The sequence below is a fragment of the Streptomyces sp. NPDC006012 genome (assembly GCF_042871185.1).
Taxonomy (GTDB): Bacteria; Actinomycetota; Actinomycetes; order Streptomycetales; family Streptomycetaceae; genus Streptomyces.
This window is the reverse complement of record NZ_JBIAIE010000014.1, coordinates 1-25,958: the sequence shown is the minus strand read 5'-3', so window position 1 is coordinate 25,958 and position 25,958 is coordinate 1. Positions and strand designations below refer to the sequence as shown.

Annotated in this window: 21 protein-coding genes and 1 pseudogene; 16 read left to right on the top strand and 6 right to left on the bottom strand. The window is 68.4% G+C overall.

The genetic code is table 11. The annotated features are described in order from the left end of the window. Positions 1 to 5: 5 nt before the first annotated feature. Positions 6 to 431 carry a YbaB/EbfC family nucleoid-associated protein gene (locus tag ACFYPJ_RS23230; protein ID WP_389020271.1) on the bottom strand — a complete coding sequence of 142 codons (426 nt, stop codon included), beginning with the start codon at positions 429 to 431 and terminating at the stop codon, positions 6 to 8. An 849-nt stretch (positions 432 to 1,280) separates the two neighbouring features. Further along, positions 1,281 to 1,613: an Lsr2 family protein gene (locus ACFYPJ_RS23225; RefSeq protein ID WP_389020268.1), complete on the bottom strand. Its 333-nt coding sequence runs from the start codon at positions 1,611 to 1,613 to the stop codon at positions 1,281 to 1,283. Positions 1,614 to 1,945: 332 nt separating this feature from the next. On the opposite strand from ACFYPJ_RS23225, the gene ACFYPJ_RS23220 reads away from it, so the two are divergent. The 6 genes and pseudogenes from ACFYPJ_RS23220 to ACFYPJ_RS23195 form a co-directional block, all read left to right on the top strand. Next, positions 1,946 to 2,344, top strand: a complete 399-nt coding sequence (locus ACFYPJ_RS23220; RefSeq protein ID WP_389020265.1) for a 6-pyruvoyl tetrahydropterin synthase family protein — start codon at positions 1,946 to 1,948, stop codon at positions 2,342 to 2,344. Positions 2,345 to 2,762: 418 nt separating this feature from the next. Next, a complete protein-coding gene (locus ACFYPJ_RS23215; protein ID WP_389020262.1) occupies positions 2,763 to 3,272 on the top strand; it encodes a cupin domain-containing protein in 510 nt (169 codons plus the stop codon). Positions 3,273 to 3,423: 151 nt separating this feature from the next. Beyond that, positions 3,424 to 4,188: an MBL fold metallo-hydrolase gene (locus ACFYPJ_RS23210; RefSeq protein ID WP_389020260.1), complete on the top strand. Its 765-nt coding sequence runs from the start codon at positions 3,424 to 3,426 to the stop codon at positions 4,186 to 4,188. 276 nt (positions 4,189 to 4,464) lie between these two features. After that, positions 4,465 to 6,162, top strand: a complete 1,698-nt coding sequence (locus tag ACFYPJ_RS23205; protein ID WP_389020257.1) for an amidohydrolase — start codon at positions 4,465 to 4,467, stop codon at positions 6,160 to 6,162. Between the two features lie 123 nt (positions 6,163 to 6,285). Continuing rightward, positions 6,286 to 7,227 carry an alpha/beta fold hydrolase gene (locus ACFYPJ_RS23200; RefSeq protein ID WP_389020668.1) on the top strand — a complete coding sequence of 314 codons (942 nt, stop codon included), beginning with the start codon at positions 6,286 to 6,288 and terminating at the stop codon, positions 7,225 to 7,227. A 372-nt stretch (positions 7,228 to 7,599) separates the two neighbouring features. After that, positions 7,600 to 8,157: pseudogene (locus ACFYPJ_RS23195) on the top strand (transposase); the annotation flags it as partial. A 369-nt stretch (positions 8,158 to 8,526) separates the two neighbouring features. On the opposite strand, the gene ACFYPJ_RS23190 reads toward ACFYPJ_RS23195, so the two are convergent. From ACFYPJ_RS23190 to ACFYPJ_RS23180, 3 genes are all read right to left on the bottom strand, one after another. After that, positions 8,527 to 8,910, bottom strand: a complete 384-nt coding sequence (locus ACFYPJ_RS23190) for a DUF6009 family protein (RefSeq protein ID WP_389020254.1) — start codon at positions 8,908 to 8,910, stop codon at positions 8,527 to 8,529. Between the two features lie 184 nt (positions 8,911 to 9,094). Then, positions 9,095 to 10,654, bottom strand: a complete 1,560-nt coding sequence (locus ACFYPJ_RS23185; protein WP_389020251.1) for a phage/plasmid primase, P4 family — start codon at positions 10,652 to 10,654, stop codon at positions 9,095 to 9,097. Further along, entirely contained in the window at positions 10,651 to 11,685 is a 1,035-nt protein-coding gene (locus tag ACFYPJ_RS23180) for a bifunctional DNA primase/polymerase (protein ID WP_389020666.1), read from the bottom strand. The genes ACFYPJ_RS23185 and ACFYPJ_RS23180 overlap by 4 nt, the downstream gene beginning before the upstream one ends. Positions 11,686 to 12,947: 1,262 nt before the next feature. On the opposite strand from ACFYPJ_RS23180, the gene ACFYPJ_RS23175 reads away from it, so the two are divergent. The 5 genes from ACFYPJ_RS23175 to ACFYPJ_RS23155 all read left to right on the top strand — a co-directional run bounded on the left by ACFYPJ_RS23175 (position 12,948) and on the right by ACFYPJ_RS23155 (position 20,846). Beyond that, the gene (locus tag ACFYPJ_RS23175) at positions 12,948 to 13,790 is read left to right on the top strand and encodes a MerR family transcriptional regulator (RefSeq protein WP_389020248.1); all 843 of its coding nucleotides are present in this window, start codon (positions 12,948 to 12,950) and stop codon (positions 13,788 to 13,790) included. A 1,566-nt stretch (positions 13,791 to 15,356) separates the two neighbouring features. Then, positions 15,357 to 16,211, top strand: coding sequence for a hypothetical protein (locus tag ACFYPJ_RS23170; protein ID WP_389020245.1), 855 nt, complete (start codon positions 15,357 to 15,359; stop codon positions 16,209 to 16,211). A gap of 672 nt (positions 16,212 to 16,883) precedes the next feature. Then, on the top strand, positions 16,884 to 18,149 hold the full coding sequence (locus ACFYPJ_RS23165) for an AAA family ATPase (RefSeq protein ID WP_389020242.1): 1,266 nt from the start codon (positions 16,884 to 16,886) through the stop codon (positions 18,147 to 18,149). Then, complete coding sequence (locus tag ACFYPJ_RS23160; protein ID WP_389020240.1) at positions 18,146 to 19,426, top strand: ParB/RepB/Spo0J family partition protein; 1,281 nt, start codon at positions 18,146 to 18,148, stop codon at positions 19,424 to 19,426. The genes ACFYPJ_RS23165 and ACFYPJ_RS23160 overlap by 4 nt, the downstream gene beginning before the upstream one ends. A gap of 787 nt (positions 19,427 to 20,213) precedes the next feature. Then, positions 20,214 to 20,846 carry a peptide deformylase gene (locus ACFYPJ_RS23155; protein WP_389020237.1) on the top strand — a complete coding sequence of 211 codons (633 nt, stop codon included), beginning with the start codon at positions 20,214 to 20,216 and terminating at the stop codon, positions 20,844 to 20,846. A gap of 49 nt (positions 20,847 to 20,895) precedes the next feature. On the opposite strand, the gene ACFYPJ_RS23150 is transcribed toward ACFYPJ_RS23155, so the two are convergent. Continuing rightward, entirely contained in the window at positions 20,896 to 21,918 is a 1,023-nt protein-coding gene (locus ACFYPJ_RS23150) for a helix-turn-helix domain-containing protein (RefSeq protein ID WP_389020235.1), read from the bottom strand. A 305-nt stretch (positions 21,919 to 22,223) separates the two neighbouring features. Here ACFYPJ_RS23150 and ACFYPJ_RS23145 point away from each other — a divergent pair, with 305 nt between their 5' ends. The 5 genes from ACFYPJ_RS23145 to ACFYPJ_RS23125 all read left to right on the top strand — a co-directional run. Further along, complete coding sequence (locus ACFYPJ_RS23145) at positions 22,224 to 22,490, top strand: hypothetical protein (RefSeq protein ID WP_389020232.1); 267 nt, start codon at positions 22,224 to 22,226, stop codon at positions 22,488 to 22,490. A gap of 526 nt (positions 22,491 to 23,016) precedes the next feature. Next, complete coding sequence (locus ACFYPJ_RS23140) at positions 23,017 to 24,063, top strand: hypothetical protein (protein ID WP_389020229.1); 1,047 nt, start codon at positions 23,017 to 23,019, stop codon at positions 24,061 to 24,063. Between the two features lie 158 nt (positions 24,064 to 24,221). After that, positions 24,222 to 24,695 (top strand): SsgA family sporulation/cell division regulator, encoded by a 474-nt coding sequence (locus ACFYPJ_RS23135; RefSeq protein ID WP_389020226.1) that lies wholly within the window; start codon positions 24,222 to 24,224, stop codon positions 24,693 to 24,695. 123 nt (positions 24,696 to 24,818) lie between these two features. After that, positions 24,819 to 25,376, top strand: coding sequence for a hypothetical protein (locus ACFYPJ_RS23130; protein WP_389020223.1), 558 nt, complete (start codon positions 24,819 to 24,821; stop codon positions 25,374 to 25,376). A 283-nt stretch (positions 25,377 to 25,659) separates the two neighbouring features. Next, positions 25,660 to 25,958 (top strand): SDR family NAD(P)-dependent oxidoreductase (locus ACFYPJ_RS23125; protein ID WP_389020220.1); only part of this gene is annotated, 299 nt, incomplete at its 3' end.

The window sequence follows — 25,958 nt, the reverse complement described above, 5'->3', positions numbered from 1 at the left end:
GCGTCTCACCAGCCGACGCCCCTGGCCCGCCGTCGCGGCGGCCGCAACGCGTCCGGGGGCGTGACCGGTTCGGTTCTCAGGGCCAGGCCCCGCCGGTCCGGCGCGAGGTGGCCGGGCCCGCCGGTCAGGTGGCGACCAGCGGCTTCCATGATGCCCACGCGCCGGGCGGCGACCTCGGCCCGCGCCGTCGTCAAGGCCTCCATGACGCTGTCGGCCAACGCCTGACCGCTCATGCCCTGGAACATGTTGTTCGGAAAACGTACGCCGGACGTCTCGCCGTCGACGCCCACAGTGGCCTCCACGGCGCCGTCCCTGGACTGGGCCGTCACCGACAGCTCCGTCAGCTTCAGCTCGGCCTTGAGCAGAGCCTCGTGCTTCCTGACGAACGCCGCCAGAGCCTGCTGCAGACGACTGCCGTGCTGCGCGTCCATGGTTGCCTCCCTTGCCGGTGGAAACGCCCCGACCACGGTGGGACGGGCGACGGATCGGTAATCCCGGGGACCACTCCGACCTGACCAGCGGGGACACCGGCCCGTGCGCGCATACGAAGCTCCTTCCAGCCCCGGTGGGCGACGACGGCGTGCCGCCGGGCTCCCGCTACACCCACACAAACGAGAGGACGCCGCGCAGAGTTCATACGACCTCTTGATGTCAACGCGGCGCACCGTAATGGAGACGGTCCGTAGGTCTTGTGTCCAACGGGCGGAAGCACCTGAAAGCACACAAAAGCCTTGAGGACCGGGAGACCGGCGATCTGGAGAACGGGAGACCCGGAGACCTAGAGGCCGCAACCCGGCGGGCCATGCGGCCCGGCGGCCCGGCGGCGGATCCTTCACCATGTCGCCCGCGGACGATCACGCTGCCGATGTGGACTCGTACGTGCCCTATCCGGGGCGGGCTTCGTACGAGCAGCCGTGGAAACTCCCGCGTGCCATGGAAACCCCCGCATGCCGTAGGCACTCCCGCATGCCGTGGAAATGCACCCGGAGTACTCGGCGGTACCAGCGGCCGCGGGTGATGCGGCCGGCAGGCCGACTGCAGCGGCCACAGGAACGGCGGCCATCACATGGCGCGACATGTTCATGATTCTCCCCCGTGCCGTGCCGAATGTCCGCGATCCGGCACGCAGAATGCCCGGGGGGCGACAGCAGTTGACCTTGTCAACCTTTGCAGGGTTTTTGACAGTTCGGGCAAAGCGAAGGGCGAAGGTGAATACACCATCGCCCTTTTTTATGCCTTCACGACATCCCCGGCAGGATGCCGGGGCCATCGCTCGTTGGTCAGTGGGAGGCCTCGAAAGCGTCCCGGACTTCCTTGGGGACGCGACCGCGGTCGTTCACCTCATAGCCGTTCTCGCGAGCCCACGCACGGACCTCTTCCGCGCTGGGACCGTCCGCGGCGACCTTGCGCACCCGACCCGCGCCCTTCACCCGGCCCAGCTTCCGGCCGCTCTCGATGAATGGCCGGAGCGCCGCGTCCAGTTTGTCGTAGTTCTCCGGAGTGAGATCGATTTCGTAGTCCACGCCGTTCAAAGAGAACCTGTGCGTGCCGACCTCGTCCGACTCCGTACCGGTGAGGTCGTCGTAGTAAACGGTCACAATCTTCTGAGTCATGGCCGGATATTACCCAAAGACTTGCTCGGCTTGATTACTCAGGCAGAGCCACGCGGGTCCGCGGACAAGCGCAATTCGGAAGCAGCCGCCTGATAGCCGACCGACACGGCCCGAACACTGTACAGGCGAACAGACGTTGTCGATGTCGTTGTCCATGCCAATGCCGATGCCGGCGGCCTGAGTGTCGCGGACGAGGTGGATAACGGGGACGACGTGAAGGCCGCACGTGTCGGGATACGTTGTGTGCCCGTCGTCAGGGCGCCGATGCCAACCAGCCCACCAGTGCGTACGGCTCGGCCCCCGCTCACCCACAGGGCACTTGGAGTCGTACTTTGTTCAGTATCACCGTTCGTGATCACCTGATGGTCGCCCACAGTTTCCGTGGCGAGGTCTTCGGCCCGGCGCAGCGTCTGCACGGGGCGACCTTCCTCGTCGACGCCACCTTCCGGCGCCCGGAGCTGGACGACGACAACATCGTCGTCGACATCGGTCTGGCCACCCAGGAGCTCGGCCTCATCGTCGGGGCGCTCAACTACCGCAACCTCGACGACGTACCGGACTTCGCGGGCACCAACACCTCGACCGAGTACCTGGCCAAGGTGATCGCCGACCGCCTCGCCGACCGCATCCACCAGGGCGCGCTGGGCGAGGGGGCGCGTGGCATCACCGGGATCGCCGTGACCCTTCATGAGTCGCACATCGCCTGGGCGGGCTACGAACGCGCCCTGTGACGCGACCGACCAGTCCGGGACACGCCTGCTACGGCCGTACCGGGCGTGCCCCGCGAGGCCCCGTCAGCCAACGGGGCGTGCCCCGACCAGGTCCTGTCCGTCAACCGCGCGTGCCCGCCGACAGGTTGCACCCGCCCGCCGGGCGCCCCAGGGGGATCGCGCATCGGGTGTCGAGCCCCGCGTGCCGGGCCCGCTGAGCCGCGTGTCCCGGGTGTACGCATGCAAGTGTGTAGGTGTGCGACGAGTGTGAGCCCGGCGCCGTCATCGCGGGCGGCGGCCACTCCGTCACGCCCACACCGCACATGTGTATAGACTCCCTCTATCGAATGAAGACCCACTCGGTGTCCTCACGCATTCCTGTTTGCACGTCGTCCAGGCACCGGGTCTCGGTGTCCTTGTGAGCCAGGAGCCACTCACCATGAGCAACTTCGACTTCCCTTCGCCGCCGCCCGTCCCGCAGGACCGCCAATTCGTCCTGGGGCAGCACCTCCACCTCTCCATCCTCGCCTCCGCGGAGGAGACGGAGGGCCGCCACGACATCTCCGACGTCAGGCTTCCCGCCAACGCCGGCACACCTCTGCACGTGCACACCGGCTATGAGGAGCGCATCTGGGTGGTCGAGGGCACCCTGACGGTGTGGGCCGGTCCCGACACCTACACCCTGCGCTCGGGTGACTTCTACCGGGTGCCGATGAACACGCCGCACACGATCAAGGCCGGCGCGGACGGCGCCCGCACCCTGGCCATCACCTCCCCCGCCCGGTTCGCCGAGCTGATCCGCCGCACCGGGACGCCCGCGCACCTGGCCACGCCCGACACCGAGTGGGACATGGGGCTGTTCCAGGCCGTCACCGAGGAGTTCGGGGACATCATCCTCGGCCCGCCCGGCGCCACGCCGGCCAGCCTGGAGGCGCCCAAGGAGGCGTGACGCCCGCGGCGTCCAAGGCTCCGGCAACCGGCCGGTGAATGATCACGTGTGCTGTGCACCTGGCCAGGTGCACAGCACACGTGTTGTTAGCCTGTTCTTGCTCGCCACCCGGAAACACCCCGGTGGTACGACCGGAGCCAGAGGAACGGATATGCACACGGTTCTGCGCGACGACGCCATCGTCAGGGTCGACGACAACGTCCACCTGGTCTCCGGCAGCAACACCAACTGGGTGATCGTCACGGACGGCGCAGCCTGCACCCTGATCGACACCGGATACCCCGGGGACCGCGAGGCCGTCCTCGCCTCCCTGGCCGCCGTGGGGCTCGCGCCGGAAGCGGTGAGCGCGGTCCTCGTCACGCACGCCCACAACGACCACATCGGGGCCGCGGAGTACCTGCGGACCACGTACGGCACCCCGGTGCTCATGCACGAGGAGGAAGTGCCGCACGCCCGCCGGGACTTCCTGGACCAGGTGACCGTCGGCCAGGTCCTGCTGCGGGCCTGGCGGCCGGGCGTGGTCCCCTGGGCCGTGCACGCCCTCAGAGCGGGCGGCACCGCGCACGTGCCGGTCGCCGAACCCCGGCCGTTCCCGGCACCGGGGCGGCTCGACCTGCCCGGTGGCCCCGTGCCCGTGTACACGCCGGGCCACACCAGGGGGCACAGCGCCTATCACCTGCCCGACAGCGGCATCCTGGTCAGCGGCGACGCCCTGGTGACCGCCCATCCCACGTCCCGCGTCAGCGGCCCGCAACTGCTGCCCGGCATGTTCCACACCGACCGGGCGCGGGCCCTCGACTCCCTGTCCGTGCTCGACGAGGTGGCGGCGGACGTCGTACTGCCCGGCCACGGCCCGGTGTACCGCGGAACGGCGCGGCGGGCCGCCGAACTCGCCCGCGAGCGCGCCGCGAAGTGACCGCCCGGCGGGTCCAGGCCGGTGGACACGAGGAGGGCGTCCACCTGTTCCGCCCGCCGTCACGGGCAACCGGGATCCGACACACGTATCTCTAGCGCCTGAAGATACGTGTCTACGTCGGCAACGTGGCTACACTGCCCCGAAGTTGCGCAGTGTGCTGTCACCCCGTCAGATGCCACGCCGGACCACCGGGCGGGACGCACCGGGCAACGACCCCGATCCCGGGCCGCCGGCGGGCCATCAGACATCCCTCACCCTCCGAGGAACGAAACCCACATGAACAACCTCGACATGGGTCGCCGACGCCTGCTCAAGATGTTCGGCCTGAGCGCCACCGCGACCACCGCGGCGATCCTCCAGGCAGATCCGGTACTCGCGGCGACCCTCGGCCACGACGAGAAGACCGGGGTCTCCCCCGCGACCTACCGGGCGCCCACGGGTCTGGCCAGGGACACCGCGGCCAAGCAGACCGCGCTCCAGTGGATCACTGCCAACCAGGGCGCCGTCACCAAGCTCAGCGACGACGTCTGGGCGAACGCCGAGCTGTCCCTGCGCGAGTGGAAGTCCTCCCTGGCCACCGCCGGCCTCCTCAAGGCGAACGGCTTCACCGTGAAGTGGGGCACCGCGGGCTTCCCGACGGCCTTCGTCGCCACCTACGGCACCGAGGGACCCGTCATCGGCTTCAACGCCGAGTACGACGCCCTGCCGGGTCTCTCCCAGAAGAAGGGCGCCACCGCCCACGACCCGCTGGTCTACAACTACGACGCCTACGGCCCCACCTACGGCGCCGGGCACGGCGACGCCCACAACGCGCTGGGCGCGGGCGGCACGGCCGCCGCCATCGCCGTCGCCCAGGCGATCCGTGCGGGCGGGCTGAAGGCGACGGTGAAGCTGTTCGGCAGCGCCGGCGAGGAACAGCTCGTCGGCAAGGCGTACGCCGTCAAGGAGGGTGTGTACGACGGGCTGGACGCCTTCCTGGACTGGCATCCCTTCAACATCACGGTGCCGTTCTGGAACACCACCAGCGCCCTGATATCGGCGACCTTCACCTTCCTCGGCGCCTCCGGGCACGGCGGCACCCCCCTCGGCAACAAGAGCGGCCTGGACGGCGCGCTGCTGATGGCAACGATGTCGGAGTACCTGCGGGAGAAGAACGTCGCTCCTTCGGGCAGGTTCCACTACGCGGTCATCAACGGCGGCGGTGCCCCGAACGTGACCCCCGACATGTGCTCCATCTGGTTCTTCGTCCGTGAGGGCAGCCCGGCGCGCGCCCAGGTCCTCTACGACAAGATCGTGGCGTGCGCGCAGGCCGCCGCCCAGGCCAGCCAGACCCGTCTGGTGCACAAGTTCCACTCCGCCACCTGGAACCTGCTGGCCAGCAAGGCCGGTGCGGAGCTGCTCAACGACAACATGCGGCAGATCGGCGCCCCTCAGTTCACCGACGCCGACCACGCCCTGGCGAAGGCCGTGCAGAAGTCGCTCGGCAAGCCGGAGGTGGGCATGCCGACGGACCTGACGCCGCTGGCCCCGCCGGCCGCGGCCTACACAGGTGGTCTGGCCACCGACACGGCCGACATCAGCTGGCAGGCGCCGACCGCGGTGCTGCTCTCCGCCGCGTACCCGCCCGGACTGCCCAACCACAACTGGGGCGTCACCGCCACGGCGGCCACCAACATCGGACATCAGGCCCTGCTGTCCGCGGCCCGTTACCTGGCGGCCGGCGCCATCGACCTGATCGAACAGCCGGACCGGCTGGACGCGATGAAGCAGGAGTTCAAGGACCGCACCGAGGGGATCACCTGGACCTCGATGATCCCCGACGGCACCCAGCCCCCGCTGTACGAACCGCCCGCCGAGTTCCTGCGGGCGACCGGTCAGAGCTGGCCGCCGCCGGGCGTGACCTGGCCGGTGCCGCCCGTGGTCGCCGCCGAGCAGCTCGGCACCACCGGGCCCGCCCTGCCGCCCGTGACCTGATCCCCGCAGCTCACCCGCGGGACCACCGCGGTGTGAGCTGAATCACTCCAGATGAACCGAACTTCGGTGCTCTCCCGGGTCCGTGTCGGTGTCAGTGACATTCTCGACCACACGGAGATCGCCATGAGCCCCCGTACGAACCCCGCTGCCGCCACACCGGCCCAGGACGGCCCGCTCGCCCACGGCACCCACTCCTTCGAGATCGGAGGCATCACCCAGCGTTACCACGTGTACGGCCAGGGTCCGGTCTGTGTGGTCCACTCCGGCGGACCCGGCATCTTCTGGGACTACCTGCGCATGCCACTCCTGGAAGCGCACCTGACCATGGTCTACGTGGAGCCCGTCGGCACCGGCGACTCCGGCCGGCTCCCCACTCATCCGCACGGTTACACCCGGGACCGCTACAGCCGTTTCCTGGACGTGCTGATCAACCGGCTCGGGGTGCCCGAGGTACATCTTCTGGGCCATTCCCACGGTGCGTTCGTCGCGGCCTATCACGCCCTGTACCGCTCGGAGCGGCTGGCGGGCGTCATCCTGTACGAGGGGGCGCCGGTCACCGGTCCCGAGCACGGCGAGGAAGCCGCCCGCAGGGTGCAGGAGTTCGCGGCCAAGCACGCCGGCCATCCGCAACTCGCCGGTGTGCTCGCCGCGTTCGGCGCCATGTCCGCCATGCACGACGATGCGTCGACCGAGGCCGTCGCCCGCGGCGTGCTGCCGTCGTACTTCGCCGACTACTGGGGCAACGAGGACCGGTTCGCCCCGATCCGGGACGCGGTCCGGGCCAGCTACATCTCCGGCCTGGACGAGGACCTGTCGCCGGATCCCATCGACGACCGTGCCGCGCTCAGGGGCCTTGAGGTACCGACCCTGGTGATCGTCGGCCGGCACGACGTGATCTGCGGTCCACGCTGGTCCGCGGAGCTCCACGACCTGATCCCCGGCTCCCAGTTGGTCGTCCTGGAGAACAGCGGCCACATGGGTCACATCGAGGAACCCGAGCAATTCACCGCCGTGGTCCGCGACTTCGTGCTGCAGCCCGCCGCCTCGGAGCGCGACGCCGGGTAACACCCGTACGGCGACGGCCGGTAGGCGCGCGTACGGGCGTCACGCCGAGCCGGTCACGCAAGGGCCGCACCCCTGGCCAGGGGACGCTGTTGGTTAATTCGGCCCTTTGCGTGACGTCGGCCTTCAAGACCCGGTTGTGGTCTTGAAGGCCGACGTTGTCGTATGGGGTGGGTGCGGATGTCGATGCAGCCGAGCGGGTCGAGTGAGATCCCGGCGGAGACGGTGCGGGTGGCGCGGGCCGCTTTTCCGAAGGGGAGTCTGGCGATCCGGGTGCGGGACGAACTTGGACCGGTGTTCCGTGACGAGGACTTCGCGGATCTGTTCGCCTCACGAGGCCGGCCCGCCTGGTCTCCCGCCGGGGTCAAACGCGACAACACCTCGTCCCAGGCCAAGGGTGCCTTTGGGCTGGACGCGTTCACCATCGACTGGTGCCACCAGCAGGTGGCCTGCCCCGGCGGTGTCACCGCCACGAGCTGGTATCCCCGCACCGACTCCAAAGGACTGCCCGTCATCCAGGTGCGGTTCCCCGTCAGCCTCTGCGGTCCTTGCCCTTACCTGCGCTCCTGCGTCAGCTCGCCCACCGGTCGCCGACGCGAACTCATGCTGCGCCGACAGCAAGCTGAACACGACGCCATCCGTGCCATCCGGCGCGAGCAGCAGACCGACGCCTGGAAAGAGCGCTACAAGATCCATGCCGGTGTCGAGGGCACCATCTCTCAGGCTGTCGGCCGCTGCGGCCTGCGGAGATCCCGCTACCGAGGGCTGACGAAGACCAGCATCCAGCACCAGCTCGCCGGGGCAGCGATCAACCTCGCCCGCATCGACGCCCACCTCACCGGCACACCCCGAGCCCGCACCCGCACCAGCCACTTCGCAGCACTGTGCCCCGTCGAACTGACGCTCGACGGGGCACAGCAAGGGCCGAATTAACCAACAGCGTCCCTACGGGGTGGGGCCCTTGCCCGCTCTGCCCGCGCGAAGCGGATGCTTGGACGCGGTTACTTGGGGGCCGTTGCTGGACGCGGATGCTTCGAACCGGAAACGGGGAACGGGGCGCTCCAGGTCCGCCGTCAGCGGCAGGTCACTGGCCCAAGTCGAGGAGGCCGTCGTCGACAGCGGGCTGCGCCGCCGCCCCCGTAAACGCCGTCACAGCCCTTCAGCGGCGCTGTACGGAAGCCCGTGGACAAAGATGCCCAGGCCCGCCCTGCGCGCCTGCTGGGCGGGCTTCTGCATGGCACGGAAGGACCCTCGGGAGTCGGGCCGACCGAACCGGTCCGCACTCCTCCGTCGTGCCTGCCGTCACGGCGCGGACGTCGCTATGGCCACGGAACCGCTCTGCGACCGCGGAGTCTTGGCTCCGGGCTTCTTCGGGGCGATGGTGCGCGGGTCGACCGCCTCACCCGGAGCCCCCTCCCGGTACAGGCCGTCGGGCAGACTGTCCCGGTCGTGGGGCAGCAGGAAGAAGACCCGCCGCTTGTACAGGCCGCTGTCCGGGTCAGGGGTGGCGGCGTCGTCCAGGAGCGCGTACCCCACCATGCGCCCGTCCCGGGCGTACGGCGGTTTGGTGTTGCGCCGCCGGGTCTTGTCCAGCGCCTGACGGACGTAGTCCAGCCGCTCGGGGTTCTCCAGCCACACGACCTCTTCCTCGTGAATGAGGTCGCTCTCGGTCAACAGCGAGCTCATGGCCGCAGCCCCTCCTTCGTCGGCGTGCTCCCCGGCCAGGGAGACGTGGCCGGGCCTGTGTCCGTATCGCTCCGACCCGTGTACCGCCCGGTGGCGGCCGTATGTGGGGCCTGGCGTCCATGGTAGAGCGCGCGACGACAGGCGTGTAGGCCGCGTGCCCTCGACGGCTCATTCACGACAGCCGTCATGAGTGCTCCAGCAGGGCGATGCCGGGGTAGTACTTCCGGCCGTTGGACTTGATCATGTCGGCGGGCGAGGCCACGCCGACCTCCTGGCGGACCCGGTTGGCGAAGGCCCGCGGCGTCGCGGGCCTGATCCCCTCCCCCGCATTGCACCAGGAGCTGTACTCCGTGTACAGAAGGCCCTGTTCCACCCGCAGGTCCCGGCCGGCGTCGCCGTCCCGCGTGCAGCATTCGGCCAGGAACCGGCCGATGTGGTCCTCCGTGGTGGCGTAGGCGGTCGTGGCGATGCGGACCCGGTCGGGGCCCTCCAGCGGGTCCCGGGTGGCCAGATAGCGCTGTGCTCCCTCGATGAGCCACCGCAGGATTCCCGGGCCCTCGTCCCGGACGAGTTCGAAGGCGAGGTTGTCGATCCTGCGCGCGGCCGGCACGGTCCGCGTGAAGGGCAGCAGCCGGATGCGGCGCCAGAAGGCGAAGCCGCCCGTGGAGACCTCGGGACGGTGGTTGCCGAGCAGCCACAGGTGATGGGTGGGGGTGAACGAGAAGTAGTCCTGCCTCATCCGCCTGGCCTTGATCTTGTCACCGCCGGTCAGCAGCCGGACCCGGGCCTCGTCGAACTTGTCGTTCGGTTTCAGCTCGCTGCACACCACCAGGCGGCGGCCGTGCAGCTCCGTCAGTTCCGTGGAGTGCTCCGAGAAGGCGCCCCGGTCCATCAGGAAGCCCGGCGGAGCGGCGTCCGCGTAGTCACCGAGGATCTGGATCATGATGTCGAGCAGCACCGACTTGCCGTTCTTTCCCTCACCGTGGAGGAACGGCAGCACCTGGGCGCCCACGTCACCGGTGATGGAGTACCCGAGCAACAGGTGCAGGAAATCGATCATCTCCCGGCCCTCGTCGTCGTCCCCGAAGGTGTCGGCGAGGAAGCGGTGCCAGCGCGGGGTCTCCATGCCCTCGGGAGCGACGCTGGTGGCCCGGGAATGGAAATCACGCGTGGGATCGGCCTTGCGCAGACTGCCGGTGTGCAGGTCGACCACGCCCGCGGGGGTGCACAGGGCGTACGGATCCCCGTCGAGGCTGTCGGGGTCCACGGACAGATCAGGAGATGCCTTCGCCTGGGTCAGGAGCGCCTTCATCCCGGTCGTGGACAGCGTGCGCCGCTTGTGCTGGGTGATCTCACGGTCGCTGAACACTCCACGCGGATCGCTCTCGGGCATCTCTTCGGCCATCTCCCCCGCAGCCCAGAGAGCTGCTTTCTCTCCCCCACTGCGCTTCCAGCGGTGCCCGTCCCACGCGAACCAGCCCAGTCCCTCGACATGGCGGAACTGATCGCGGTGGAGCTGGGCGAACAGCCTCGCGTTGCCCCGGTCCGACAACGACGGCGGCAGCGGCGGCAGTCCGGCACCGACCGGCCGGGGGGCTGCCGCGGGAAACTCGGTGAGTGTGTCGGAGATCGTCTGAGCAGGCAGACGGGTGGGCGCGGCCTCCTCCGCCAGCTGAAGGTCGAGCATCTGCTGAGCGACAGCCTGCGGGTCGAAACGCTGAGAGCCTTCGGCGCTGCTGCTCATGGACTTCCTTTGAGGTGGAGAGGGCGAGCTGCCCCCGCGGCAAGCGCATCATCGACAATCATTTCATTTCTGGTCCGCTGCCAGGGACGGGCGTGGCAGGCGACACGGACCAGCCGGTCACGAATGGCCGTGTGGTCGAGGTGTCCGGCTCCGACGAGACCGCCGGCCGTGTACGCGGCCCGGTTGAGCTTCTCCGTGAAACCGGTCCCTTCAGGCGCCATGACGCATCCGGCCACGTGCGCGATCAGCGGATCGATTATCTGGTGGGCCGTACCGGCTTTTCTCCGGCCTCCGGGACGGGACGGGACGCCGCCCGCTCCGGGGGCGTCCGGCAGGGCCTTCCGGGGCTCGACGACGTGTCCTGTGCGCACGAGTTCGCCCAGGAGCCAGTCCGGCAGCGGGGCGGGGCTGCGGGCGGCTCCTTCAGCCCGGTAGACGCCCTGGGTGGTTCGTGTGCCGGGCGCGACGATGTAGCCGCCGTCGGCACGCACATCGACCTGCCAGGCGAGCGCCGCGTTGCGACCCGACCCGGTCGAACACCGGAAGCGGGGCGCAGGATCGGGATTGCGGTACCAGACGTGCAGGCCGCCCGACGGGGTGCGCACCCGCAGCGTCGCCGTGTCCTGCGCAGGGTCCGGGGCGCCCCGATACGCCGCCAGCAACGCCAACGTGTCGAAACCCGACGCCAGTCCGGCCAGGCTCACCTGCTCGGGGATCGGGATGCCGGGCAGCAGACGGGACCGGTCGGCCACCGGAGCCGCGTGGGCATCGATGTCGATGACGACGAGTCCTGCGGGAGCACAGGCCACACCGACTCCCGCCGCGGGGCTGCCGCTCCACCAACGGTCGATCAGCTCCGGGTCGGTGGTCGCCGCGTGGAAGCCGTGACAGGGCAGTCCTGCGGGCAGGCAAGGGCACTTGGCGGGTTCGTGCCGGTCGGTCCTGCACCGGGGGCAGTTCCCGGCCGGGGTCTTGCGTCCCGGAGCCAGCGGGTGCACGGGCCAGCCCTGGGCGGCGCACCACTGGGCAATCGCGTGGGGTGGTGCGTGCCCGCCTCGGGCAGCACTCTCGCGGTTGTCACCTTCGCGCGGCACGGGATCGTCCTCGTCACTTCTCATTGCTGGTTCCCTGCACGGCCACCTGGCTGAAAAAGCAGTCAGGGACCGAAGGGACTCTAATTCCCGAACGAGTGTAGGACCCATCGTCCCGGATCTAGGGGGAACTGGACCGAGTCCTGTTTTTATCAGTTTCCTCGGTCCCTTGGGTCCCTGGGTACTGGGGGGCACTTCCACCCTAGGGGCTGAAGGGACTCAAGACTCGGAAGCGACAAGGCATGAGACGCCATGTCTCCGGAGCCGGGCAGAGACCAAAGTGCCTCAGGGACCAAAAGGCAGGGCCTGAGAGAGTCTGGAGTCCCTCTTCGGTCACTGGACATCCTCGCAGGTCAGAGAGTTTTCCCTAGCCTATAAGGGACTGTAGGGACTCAACTCGCCCATTATGAGCTGTACTTGATATGTGTTGTATGCGCGCGTGCATATGAACACACATAATCCATGTCTACGTCATAATTGCGCTGTTCAGTCCCTACAGTCCCTTGATGGACTGGTAGAACGCCTCTGACCTGCAAAAACATCAGGGACTGAACACCAGGGACCGAAGGACTCACAGACCCTTCAGTCCCCGTCTCTTGGTCCCTTGGTCTCTTCCCGCCCTGCGGGCGTCCCTACCGGTGGAGAACTCCGGCTTACGTCCTTCGGCCCCGGCCGAGCGCCAGTCCCTCACCCGCACTGAACTTTTCAGTCCCTGCCCTCGTGTTCAGAGCAAGGGACTGTGCCCCCGCGCCGCCGGTCAGGCGGGGGCCAGGCCTGGTCCCTGGTCAACAGCCGTCACTGGTGAACCATCCTTTCGGATCTTCGGATAACGCCGCTGGACGCGGATCTTCATTTACGTGGACGGCCGTCGAGGTCTGTCGTGCTGGGGAGTTGGGCCCCTGGTCGACTGGGTCTCTCGCCGACGTAGAGCCTGCGTTGCGCTGCGGCGCCCCGGCCTGCTGGTGCCTGCCCGCCGTCCAGACAGTGATGGGGCTCCTTGAAAAATCCCCAACCCCTGCTCGGGGTGCCATCAGACCTGCTCGACGGATTTCCCCACCCATTCCGGGCCTGTGCTGGGACGGGACACCCACGGCGAGGGACCACCCGATAGCCCGTCAGGGTCCGGGCGGTGTGTAGTTGCACATGCCGTAGCGGCATGTGGTGTCGTCGAGGGCACCACAGGACGAAAGGCCCTGTCTGCGATGTACCCCTCCGCCACGCCTCCCCGCGAGGTCAAGATCGGCGATGCCGCCGCCTTCGCCGGAACCACCCCGCGCGCCATTCGTCACTACCACCAGATCGGTCTGCTGCCGGAGCCCGAGCGGGGCGGAGACGGACGCCGCCGCTACGGCTACGACGACATGATCCGCCTCCTGTGGATCCGCAAGATGTCAGAGGCCGGCATCAGCCTGGACGACATGCGGGCCGCCTTCGACGAAGCCCGGGACGTTGAGGCCGTCCTGGGCCGACTGGAGGAGACCCTGGCTGCTCAGGAGGCCGACATCAAGAGTCAGCGCGCGGCAGTCCAGTGCCTGCGGGCCGTGGGCAGTTCACTGGGCTTGCTCTCCCCGTTGGTCACGGACCGGCTCAGCCACTTGCCTTCTGGCGCACTGCGCCCCTCCGACCTGGACGCCCTGCTGGTCACGGAACGGATCTTCGGGCCGCTGGGAGCGGCAATTCAGGCCAGCGTGTTCATCACCCTGGCGACCCATCCCGGCCTACGGGCCGAGGCAGACCGCCTCGACGCGGCCGACGCCGCCCTCGATGACACCGTCGATCCCCACGACCCGCGGGTCGAGGAACTCGCCGCGCAGCACTGCGCCCACCACAAGGCCCTGCTCCAGGCCATTGAAGCGGCCGGACTGGACGTGGCCGAGGAGAAGCTCTTCGAGATCTACGACGCCGAGACGAGCGGCGAGGAGGACGCCCAGATGAGTGCCTTCGAAGCGGTAACCAAGATGCCCTATGGCTTCTCCGCGGCTCGGACGCGGTGCATGGAACTCACGGCACGGCTCCTTGACGGGGGCCTTTCCGCAGGCAGCTGATCGCTGGTGTGGCCGTGCGTGAGGATCACGGATTGGCCACCGACACGAAGCCAGCGTCTCGACGCCTCAACGCGGCCCGCGCGCCCCACGAGCCGGAAACCCAAGCCGACGACCAGGGCCACGCTCCTCGAAACTCCCCACTTCGTTGAACACCAGAGCGAGTGATGCGAGGAGTATCCCTGGCCGTTTTCAAGAATCCCGGGCCGAGTCCGGTTTCCCCTGCGCACTACGCGACCAGCTCGTCGCAGCGATCCTCAACGGTTCCAAAACCTCCAGGACAGGGCTCGTCGTCGACTAGGAGCATGCGGGGGAGCTTCTTCCGGAAGTCGGGAGCCGTTCGGTGGTCATCGACTCGGACGGCCATCCCGTCGCGGTTATTGAGGGGCCGAAGTGCACGTCGTCTCGCTGGCACAGGTGGATCTCGCCCACGTGGTGGATGAGTGGGAAGGGCGCACTAGACGGCGCAGTGGCGGGCGTGGTGGGGCCCCGGCAGCAGAAAACGGGCTTGGGCCCCGATGATCTCTGACACAACCTGCTCGGCCAGCACCGCGATCCGAAGTCGCCGCAGTGAGTGGTTCCGGCGGCGTGTCTCCCCCGGCTCAAGCAGATCGCGCTGGAGTCCTACGACCGGATCGCCGGTCTGTGAGGCGCCACGAGGTCCGAGAGGCGCCACCTTCCACGCGCGCTGCTTGTTCTGAGGTCACGGCCGTGCTCGCGTGGACCGTGGTCATGAGACGTCGCAGCTCTGCGCTCCCCCAGTCCAATCCCTGCGCCGCAATCTGGATGCTCTGTGCGCACCTATCCGCGCGAAACCTATTACGCCGTAATAGCTCAGGTAGGCGTGCTCGTCGTGCGCGGGTGGCTGCGTCAAAAAGCAGGGGCACTCCCCCTCCCCGTGCAGGCCGCTCCCCGGCAGCGAGCGAGTGATGTCGGATCGCGCAGATCCGGTCGTTGCGCATGAAGGGCCGTACAGGGGGATCGGATCGGTTTCCGGATTGCCGCCTCGCTGGGCCATGGGTGCTGTCCAGCCTTGGACAGCCGGTCAGCTTGCGTGCGTTGGAGAGGGCCGTCGACGAGAGAGTGATGCTGGCTCGGAGGAACCGCTGCCCTCCGTTCCGGACGGGACAAGTGTTCGGCGACAGACCGTTCACCTATTACGGCGTAATAGGTGCGGTGTCAGTGAGCATCTCGGGTCCTTCCTGGACCGTCCCGTAGAGCCTGCTCGCCAGCGACCCCACCTGGGACGGTGGAGCAGGTTGAAGGCGAGACAGCGCAGTGATGAGAACGCTGCTCTGGGACCGGTGTAGGTGTCGGACCGGTGCAGCTATTACGGCGTAATAGATCGAGGATCGGTCCTCACTGGTGCGAGGGCGTTGTCTGAACGTTCCGCGTGCTGTCTGCCTGGTCATCCATCCGACTCTCTGCCGTCACCTGCCCACCTACCCGCAACTCCCCCGTGACCAGCAATTTTTCGACGCCCTGTCCAGGCGCTCCGTGACGTGACCCTGTCTGGAAGCTGCCGATTCACATTCTGTGAATCGCCCTTCGAGGGGGCACAATCTGAGCATGGCGAAGCGCGCACGAGTGACGAACCGGCCGACGAAACCGCTGGTCAAGACCCCCATGCGCATTGGGGTACTCGATGCGAGGGCTGTCGTCGGAGAACTCCGTCAGATGCACGAAGAGGCAGAGGATCCGGCTGTGGAACGCATGCCGGCCGACGACGAATTGTTCGGTGCGCTGTTGTATACCGAGAAGCATGCGCACGTCCTCCGAAGACTGTCCCGTGCGGCCCAAGGCGCTGCGGCTCTCAAGCGAGTACAGCTGTGGGAGTACCTGCGCGAGCAGGCCGAGGGTCACCAGGCCCGTGCCGTGAGCGATGCGCGGGAGGCCGGAGTCCAGTGGGGCCAACTGGCTCCCGCACTTGCCGTCGCAGCGCCCAACGCCGCCTACAACAAGGCGAAGCGTTTGAAGGCGATCGACCTGACCGATGAGACCCCCCAGGCCCGTCCCGTCCGTCGGACACCTGAGGCCGTACTGCAAGCAGAGCGCCGGCTGATTCTGGAACAGGCCGCTGAACGCCGAAACCAGGAAGCGGCCCAGAAGCGGCATGAGCTCCTGGTCCCGATCGCCGTTGCCCTCATGGACCAGCGTGACGACCTGCGACCGGATGACGATGCGGACTACTGGCTTGAGGAGATCGCAGCCGTACTCCCCCATTGCCGGACGCCGCTGCAGATGGTCAGCCTTCATCGCTATGTGGAAGCAGCGGTGCGGGCCTTCGGCAAGCTTGAGAGGCAGCCGACGACGAACCTGGCGCTCACCCCCGGCGCCCGGCTGGCCCTGGCTGCCGCTACGGAGTTCGTGAACGGAGCGAAGGCAGACAACGGGTCGGCTGCGGCAGCGACGACGCAAGAGTGATCAGGAGCCGGGTTCGGGACGCGATTCCGGGCGGGGTGCCGGGCTCCGCCGCACTGTCGTGTCTTCGTGTGTTCGCGCGCCGACCTATTACGCCGTAATAGCAAAGGGCGAGGGAGAGGCGGTGTGGCTGGTCCCTCGTGGGAGGCGGCCCGGCCCTGGGCTCACGGCTCCTGGTTCACGGCGCATGGCTTATAGCTCATGGCTTATAGCTCAAAGTTCACGGCTTACAGCCCTTGGTTCACGGACGGCTTCGTGGCGATCGGCTGTGTGCCGGGCACGCGGGGACAGCTCGGTGAAGTCAGGTACGAGGGTGGATCTGCGGCCGGGCTTGAGCGCTCCTCGCGAGACGGGCCTCAGCAGACCGCCGCTGGGTTCCTACCGGCTCCGAGTACCGGTCCCGCAGCCTGATCCAAGGGCGCGACCTATTACGGCGTAATAGGTCGCGGGTCTCGATGACTCCGACCCGCGGGGACGGAAGCGTCGTCCGGCGAGCTTCGCGTGAGATAGTCAGGCAGTCGGCTGCGCGCTCGCGCTGGGTCCGGGGCGACCGAGCTGTGAACCTGGGGCCTCTATTACGCCGTAATAGGGCTGGGGAGCGCTGACGCATCACCAAGTCGTACTAACTAACGTGTCGATGCAACGGATGATCTAGGACGTTAGTAAGGTAGCGCCATGAGTATGCCAGCCACCTCGAACGACCGGGCAAAGGTCGTCTCCAAACTGCCGGGATGGCTCCGGCAGAACCTCAAGATCAGAACCGCCCAACTCGGCATCGAGATCCAGACCGCGGTGGAGCAGGGGATCTCCATGTGGTGCGGTCTCGCCTCCGGCACTGCCACGGTCGACACGGCCGGAGCCGAGTCCTTCTCCACCTTCCTTCCTCCGGGGCAGTGGGAGGAGTTCCGAAGCATCGCGGAGGACCGCAGGGTCTCCCTCATCCAAGGGCTGGCCCAGTCCGTTCAGCTCTGGTTGGACAGCAATCCGGCACCGGACGTGGAACGGCCCGCGGTCACCCGCCGGATCGTCGTGTGCAACCAGAAGGGCGGCGTCGGCAAGACCGCCATCACCGCGGGCATGGGGGAGGCACTGTCGGAGAACCCCAACCAGCTGTATCCCGTGCGGGTGGCCAAGGCCCTGGCCACCGCCCTCCGCGCAAGCGAGAGCGAGGACGACGCAGCAGGATCCGACAACGACCCCCTCGCCGTCGAAAAACTTCCGGGGCTCGGCATGCGCGTCCTGCTCGTCGACTTCGATCCGCAATGCCACCTCACCAATCAACTGGGCGCCGCACCTCTGCCCATGGAGGGCGACAGCCTCACCAACCACATGGCGGGTGACCCCCGGGGTGACCTCAAGGACCTGATCGTCTCCATCGACGACGATCACTTCGGCGGACGACTGCACCTGTTGCCCGCCTGCCACGACGCTTTCCTTCTCGACGTACGCCTCTCCGCCGTGCGTGCTCGCGAGGCGGCTCTGGAGCGGGCGCTGCTGCCGCTGGAAGGTGATTACGACGTCATCATGGTCGACTGCCCGCCCAGCCTCGGCCTCAGCATGGACGCCGCCGCCTACTACGGTCGCCGACGCGAGGGTGAACAGCCCGGCCAGTCCGGAGCGCTCATCGTGGTCCAGGCCGAGGACAGTTCGGCGGACGCCTACGACCTGCTGACCAACCAGATCGAAGATCTGCGGAATGACCTCGGACTCGATGTCGGCTATCTGGGCATCGTCGTCAACCTCTACGACGGCCGACGCGGATACATCGCCACATCCTCCTTGCAGGGATGGATCGACATAAAGGATCCGCGTGTGGTCGGGCTCATCAGCGACCTGAAGGAACAGAAAGAAGCTGTGCGGATGAAGCAGCCCCTGCTGAGTTACGCTCCCGCCTCGCAGCAGGCTGTCGGCATGCGCGCGCTGGCCCGGGAGATCTCGTGAGCAAGGCCGATCAGCTCGGAGCCGGGCGCTTCGGAGGCAGCGCCCGGCCTGTCAGCGCCCGACGTGCGGCCATCGGCGCCGCTACGGGTGTGCCCACGGACGGTGTTGCCCCGCCGAGTCGACTTCCCGTCTCCCGCATCAGCCCCAATCCCGACAACCCCCGCAGGGAACTGGGCGACCTCAGCGAACTCGCGGGCAGTCTCCAGGAACACGGCCAGAAGCAGGCCATCACCGTCATGAACCGTGATGCCTACATCAAGGCCAATCCCGAGCGGGAAGGTGACCTGGAACCCAATACGACCCATGTCGTCGTCGACGGCAGCAGCCGCCTGGCTGCCGCCCGCGAAGCCGGTCTCACGCATCTCAGTGTCATGGTCGACGACGAGCAGGGCAGCGACGGCCATGCCATCCTCGAATCCGCGCTCGTCGCCAACATCCACCGCAATGACCTGGATCCGCTGGATGAAGCGCGTGCCTTGGAACGGTTGCTCACCCTGCACGGCTCGCAGGTCAAGCTCGCCAAGCGGCTGAGGAAGTCGCAAGGCTGGGTGTCACAGCGCCTGGCCCTGTTGAACCTGACGCCGGAACTCCAGGCGGTCGTCGGCGAGGAGCCTGTTGAGTTCCTGCGGGCCGTGGCGAAGGCCCCGCAGGACCAGCAGGAGTCGGCGCTTGAGCAACTCAAGGCCGAGCGTGCCCGGAAGGACGCGGAAAAGCAGGCAGCTGCTGCCGCGGTGCCGGTGGCAGTGGTGGAACCGGAACCTGCCGCCGAGCCGCGAGTGGGGGAGGAGCTGGCACCTGCTCCTGAGCCGCTAGAGGTGGAGGAGCCGGAAGCCGCTGCCGAGCCGCGGGCGGCGCAGGAGCCGAAAGCCGTCGAGCGAGCGCAAGAGCCTGCGCAACCCGTGGTGTCCGAGACGTCAGAGGCTGCTCCGGCAACCGTTCCCTCCGCTCGTACGGATGAGCCGGAGAGCCAGCCCACCCCGGCTTCCTCAGTTCCTGCCGCTCCCGTGACGAAGGCCGAGGACCCGCAACCGGCGAGTGCCGTCGGCCGGAAGGGGAGTGCGGAGCCGGCCGAGACGGTTCCGGTGCCCCGGTCCGACAGCGCTGTCTCCGTCCCGGAATCTGAGCTGGCCGATGCGGGCGTCTCGCCCAGTCGGCGGCTTCCCTATGAGGACGGCGCCTTCATCGCGATGCACCTCATTCACAAGATGAGCGACGTCGAGTTCGACCGGATGCTGGACATCCTCAACAAGCACCGCCAGGACCGCGCCGGGTCGTAGCCGAGCTCGTCGGCCCTGAGTCTGAGCCCGGTACTCGGTACTCCGGGGTGAACAGCAACCCCTGTGGTGACCACGGTCAAGTCCCGTGGTGGCCACAGGGGTTGCTGCTTGCTCGGCCTTCGTCGTTCATTATTACGGCGTAATAGGGGCGGGGGAGTCTGAGCATCCGCGTGCTGATGCTGCGCCTCGTCGGCCACTGCCGTGAGGGAGACGCTGTGGAAGCGGGAAGCGGGAAGCGGGAAGCGGGAAGCGGGAAGCGGGAAGCGGGAAGCGGGAAGCGGAAAGCGGGAAGCGGAAATATTGCGCGTAACCGGATTTCTGGGTACGTAAGTTCGCTTTATTCGAACAGTTCGATTCTTCGCTCAGAACGATTCTCCCGGAAGCGTGTTCGTTCCGGTCGGAGCGCTTTCCCGTCCTGTCGGGCGCTGTGGCGACGTCCTGGGCGTCGATGTCATGGCTCGGATGGTTCCGGCTGCGTCGCAACGGCAGTACGCGGGGCCACCGTCGGCCGCCCGCTGGCGGTACGTCAACCAGTCGCGGTGGCCCGACATTCAGAAAACGTATGTATACGTGTGCGATCACACGCTACCCGAGAGGCCCATGTAACCTACTTGCGGTCAGGGGTGCGTCAGTCGGCGTACGGTCGACGCAGCGGCTGCCACGTCCTCGACCTGTGTTCATTCTCACTTGCTCGGCGAGGCAGTGAACTCTCCGTGCGCTGACTCCACTTGAGTGCTTGAGTGAACAGCGCGTACGGAACACACCACAGCATCCTGAAGGGTCAGGCATGGAACGCACCGAGCTCACCGAGAAGGTGGCCCAACTCCTCGCCGAGACAGGCCCCGTGAGCATCGTCAACGCCGGTGATCCGGTGCTCCGGCAGAAGACCGAGCCCTTTGACGGGCAGCTCGACGACGCCACCCTGCAACGCCTGATCGTCCGCATGCGCAAGACGATGGAGGACACCCCCTCGGCGGTCGGACTGGCCGCGCCCCAGATCGGAATCCCCTTGCGCCTAGCGGTCCTTGGCACCCCCGAGCAGTTGACCGCGCGACTGATCGAGCGCGGACAGCAACCGGTGCCCTTCACCGTGCTGATCAACCCTTCGTACCGCGCGGCCGGACAGCAGCGGGTGGCGAGCTTCGAGGGGTGTCTCAGCGTGCCGGGCTGGCAAGCGGTGGTCGCTCGTCCGGACCGTATCGAGCTGCGTCGGGAGGACGAGCGGGGCACGCCCCTGGTCGAGGAGTACGCCGGGCTCGGCGCACGGATCGTGCAGCACGAGAGTGACCACCTCGACGGGGCGCTCTACCTCGACCGTGCCGAACTGCGCTCCCTGTCCACGGTCGAGGCGGTGCAGGAGCGGTGGGGCCCCGCCGGACTGGCGGCTACCGCCGAGCAGTTGGGCTTCCCGCTGCCGTAACGGTTGGAGTTTCCGCTGCCGTAAGGCGGCCCGATCGGCAGGGTTCGGTTCACAGCCAGCCGCGCCGGGCCGCCTGCCAGGCGAGCTGCACGCGGGAGCCGGCTCCGGCCTGTTCCATCAGGCTCTGCACACGTCGTTGGACGGTCCTTCGGCTGAGGCCCATCTGCGAAGCGATGGCCTTGTCGGGCACTCCCGCGATCAGCAGCGAGAGGAGTCGGCTGTCGGCCGGTGAGAGCGAGGGGTGGGTCTCGGTCTCGTTCCTGGTCAGGCCGTCCTCGTCCGAGACGCTGAGGGGGACCGCGTTCTCCCAGTAGCTCTCGAACAGCGCGATCAGGGCGCTGAGCAGGTTGCCGTCCCGGACCAGGGCGGTGGTCGGCTGCTCGGGACTGCCGTTGGGGCCGCCGGGGACCAGGGGGAAGACGGCGACCGTTCGGTCGGCTATCGCCAGGCGCAGCGGGAGTTCGGGTACGGCACGGGCGCTCTCCCCGGCGCGCACACCCGCAACAACGTTGTCAACGGCCCCCTCGTCGTCGAAGAACGCCTTCTCGTACAGCACGCGGTAGCGCACGCCGCGGGCGAGGGCCTCGAACTCGTCGGTGTTGCTGCCCGAAGGCATCGCCACGTACTGCGCCTTGCAGAACCAGAGCATCTCCTCGCGGGCCGTCGCCTGGATGCTCTTCAGGCGCTGGCGCAGGGCCTCGCCTCCCGTGATGATCTCAAGCAGATGCCCCGCGTCGTGGCGGCGCATGGTCTTGCGGTGCGCCTCAAGCAGGCGATCCGCCTCCGCCCGGGCGGCGTCCAGGGCCTGGGCGCTGTTCTTGATGCGGGGGAGGAGTGCTACGTCCGGGGGTACCGCCCGGAAGACCCTGGGGGTGCCGTCCGTGTGACTGGCCAGCCCCTGGCGCACCAGGGCTTGGAGCACGAGTTGGCCGTCGAGGACGTCCATGCCGCTACGCAGGGCGACGTCCTCGGCGGTTGCTCCGCCCGCCGTCACGAGCATGTGGTATACGGCTGCCTGTTCCTGTGAAACTCCCACGGCTTCCAGCACTTCGCAGAACCTCCCCGTCCGCATGTCGTGGACAGTTCGAGACTGTACACAGCGCCGGAGACGGCTGCGGCGAGCGGGCCGCGAGCACACTCGCCAGCCCTCATTCATCACTGCATTGACAGGTGATGCATTTCGATGCCATGATCTCATCACCGCCTCAACCGGTGACGGAGTGGGTGTCTCCGGTCGGAGGAGGGCCGGAGAGACACCTCCGACCCATGACCGCGGGTCCCGTGCTACTTCCCCCAGCACGGGACCCGCTCCTCACCACCACGGCAGCACCGGCACCGCCCAGGCGGGCGAGGCCGGCCGGACAGACGGGCAGGGACATGGCCTCCACGATGCACACCGCCGCGCAGGGCATCACTGCGAAACACCCCGTCGCGAAGCACATCACCGCGAAACCCGCCACCACGCCCGCCGCCAGGCTCGCTTCGTTCGTCTCTCGCCGCGGTGACGCCCGCTCGGGCCCGGTGCCGCCCCGCAGTGTCGGCACGGCCGACGCCGACGGGTGGCCCGACGCCACGCAGGTGTGGGCCTGGACGGCCGAGGTGGCGATGTCGGGTTACGGACCGGGCAGCACGTACTTCTGCTGAACGCGGGCCGGACGGCTCACCTGCGGTGCCGTCGCCCGGCACACCTGCTGACGTGGGATCGAGGCCGGCTGGTGAGGAAACATGTGATCTTCCGTGAACTCGCCGTCCGTCGATCGCGTGTATCAAGTGTGTGACTCCCGCCCTTCGTGATGAGGCCGCGGGACGGGCGGGCTTTTCGTCACCCCCCGAAGGAAAGCCCGCCCGATTTGGCCCCGCTCGCTCGACCGTGGGGGCGAGCGAGCGGAACGGGGGCTCGGCAACCGTGGTGTCGAGCCCCCTCTGGTGGAGCCGCAAACCAGACGTGCCATGGCCTCTGCGGTGTCGGAGCCCTCGACGCCGGTGGCGGCGGAAGACTCAGGGGACACAGAGGCGTCAGTGGACATAGCACGACCCAGGGGACCAAGAAGCCCCTCAGGGGACACAGCGCCTCCGGGGATCCAGCAGCCTCAGGGGACTCAGCGCCTCCGGGGATTCAGCAGCCTCAGGGGCGCAGAGCCTCAGGGAACTCAGAAGACAGGGAAAGACGATGGCCGGGCTGAGTTACCGGGAAAGAACCGACGCGGCCTTGTGGAGCGACGTGCCGGAAAACGTGCTCCACGTGGCGGTGGACGCGTTCCGCGCCAGCTCCGGTGACCTGCTGATGGTGTGGGGCGAGCTGGTGCAGTACCTCGGGCGGCAGCCGGCCGAGGTCCGTGCCCGTCTGCTGGAGGCGGTGCCAGCCGTGTACGAGAAGGCGCCCACCGGTTCGGCGCTCCAGCTGGGGCTGCTCCACCTCGGCGTCGTCCTGGGGGAGGGCCTGCCCGCCGACATCATGGTGGCCGAGCGCATCGAGGCCGTCGCCACGATGGAGGACCGCTGGTGCGTCCAGCACCATGCCCTGCTGTATCTGGCCCGCGCGGAGCTCACCGCCGGCCGAAGACTGTCCCCGGCGGTGGTCGCCACGGTGCGCCGTACCGCTCAGCTGATCGGGGATCCCGGATGGGCCGCGCTGGCCGCCCGATTGACGGACCCCGTGCTCAACGCGGGGGAGCGGTGGGCTGAGGCCGCCCTGGCCGACATTCTTGTGTCTGGCCCTGCCTGGTGCGCGATCCTGTCCCATGCGGCGACCGCGCGAGCCGCGAAGCCGACGGCGAAGTGGCGGCGGACGGCCGGCGCACTGATCGCCGACGTCGGCGAGGCGGCGGTCCGGGAACGGGTTCTGTCCTGGCTCTCGTCGGCCGGGCAGGGCAGAAGCCGTCCGCTCATCGAAAAGACGACCGATGTGTGGGTGGCGGTCAACGAGCAGTTCGACCCCTTCAACGCCGACGCCCTGCGTGGGCTGGTCTGGCTGCTCTCCTTCCTGCCGCCCGACGAGGACACGGTGCTCGCCCTGGGCTCGCTCGTCGACACCTGCCTGGTCGTGGTGCCTGGCCACGGACCGCGCAACGTGAAGGTGGCCAACGCCGCCGTGCACGCACTCGCGCGCATCGGTGACCGGGACGCCCTGGACGAACTGCGCCGGCTCGCCGAGCGGACCCGGTACCGCGGCACACTCCGGCTGATCGACGCCGCGCTCGCCTCCCACGGCGGATGACCCCGTGCCCGGGCGCGGCGCGGGGGCGCCGGAGAGCCGGACACGGGCGCCCGCTGGCTGAAACTTCACGCGCACCGTCAGGTGACTGATGCCGGGGCACCCCGTCCTGGAGCAGAGTCAGCGACAACGGCCCCGCACCACGGAAGGGAATCCCCGTCATGAACGGCGAACAGTCCGGCCTTCGGATATGCCAGACGGCGCATGAGGAGCTGCCCGCGCTCACTTTGGCCATCCACCGGGTGCTGGACGGTGTCCCGCGGCAACCCGCGCGGGCGGATTTCCGGTTCGATCCGGCCACTCCCATGATCGTTTCCGTCACCTTCACGCCCTGGCTCGGGTCCAGCGTGACCTGGCGCATCAGCCGTGAGCTGTTGCACAACGGTCTCGTGCAGGAGAGCGGCGAAGGCGATGTGCAGGTGTGGCCCGCGCCGTGCGACGCGGGGAGGGCGGTCTGGCTGCTGCTGGAGTCGAAGGGTGCGAGTGCCGTCTTCGAGCTGCCCGCCCCGGCGCTGGAGGAGTGGCTCGACGCCACGTACGGCATCGTGGCGGCCGAGGCGGAGACGACCGCCCTCGACTGGGACGCCTTCCTCACCGAAGTACTGGACGACCGCGAACTGCCGGCCGACGACTGAGCACCGGGCCTCTCACGGGCCGCAGTCAGATGACCGATGTGCGGGGCGGAACCCGGCGGCAGGGCGCACGACAGGCCGCACGCCGCCGGTCCGTGTCGTGCTCCACCACACGAAGGTGATCCCATGACGACGTTCGGCAGGCGGCCGGGGCCCTCGCGCGGTCCTCGGATGATTCCGGCCGGTGTTCCGCGGCACCCGTTCACGGGTGACCGGGCGGGCCGGCCCGCCCTGACCCTGGTACGGGGCCGTGACCCCTATGGCAGCCCGGTCGACCTGCGGACACTGACCAGGTCACCCATGCCGGGCGACGTCAGGGGAGCGCTGGTGACGTCGGTGGACCGCGTTCCTGGCGGCAGGTTCCAGGCCGTGTGGCTGCCGGTGAGCGCGCCCGTGCGGATTCCGCTGGGCGAGATCGTCCTGTCGTGGACCGGCGCCCGCGAGGACCTGGTGTACGTCACGGCCCGGCTCGGGCTCGCCGCCGGCCCGGTCCCGCTGGCGGTGTGGCCGGGGCTGGGCGGCGACTGGTGCGACACGGTACGGCCCACCGTGGTCGAGGTACGGGAGCTGCACGCCGCCCTGCGGCTGGCGACAGCCGCGCTGGATTGCCGGGCCGACCAGCCCGGGGCAGGGACCACAGGGACCGAAGGGGCCGGGAATCCGGATCTGTTTCCAGGGGCGTGAGGGCGCCGTCCCGGCCCGTTCGTCCCACTTCTTGGGCAGGGCCGGCCGCGTACCGAGGACGGGTGTCCCCGCTGCCGAGCGTGACAGGCCCGAATATCAGGAACCGGTCGTCGACTTCGCCCTGCATGCCCTTCCGTGCCCCGTGCCCCGGGCCGGCTTCCGTTTCTCCCCTCCTTGCCGCCATGGGGGAAGTCTGCAGTCGTAGTCTACGGATGTAGACTTCAGTACTGACAGACATTCCCGGCCGTCGTGGCACGGGAATCCCAGGAGAGGGACATAGGACATGAACCTGAATCTGACCGGAAAGCGTGCCCTGGTCACGGGGTCGAGTCTCGGGCTCGGTGAGGCCACCGCGAAGCTGCTGGCGGCCGAGGGTGCCGCGATCGTGGTCCACGGCCGGGACCAGGAGCGCACGGAGAAGGTCGCGCGGGAGATCCGTGCGGCCGGCGGGAGCGCCACCGCGGTGCTGGGTGATCTGGCCGATGATGCGACGGCCGCCGAGGTCGCCCGGGCGGCCACCGCGGACGGTCCCGTCGACATCCTCGTCAACAACGCCGGCTTCTACCGGCACCTGTCGTGGGC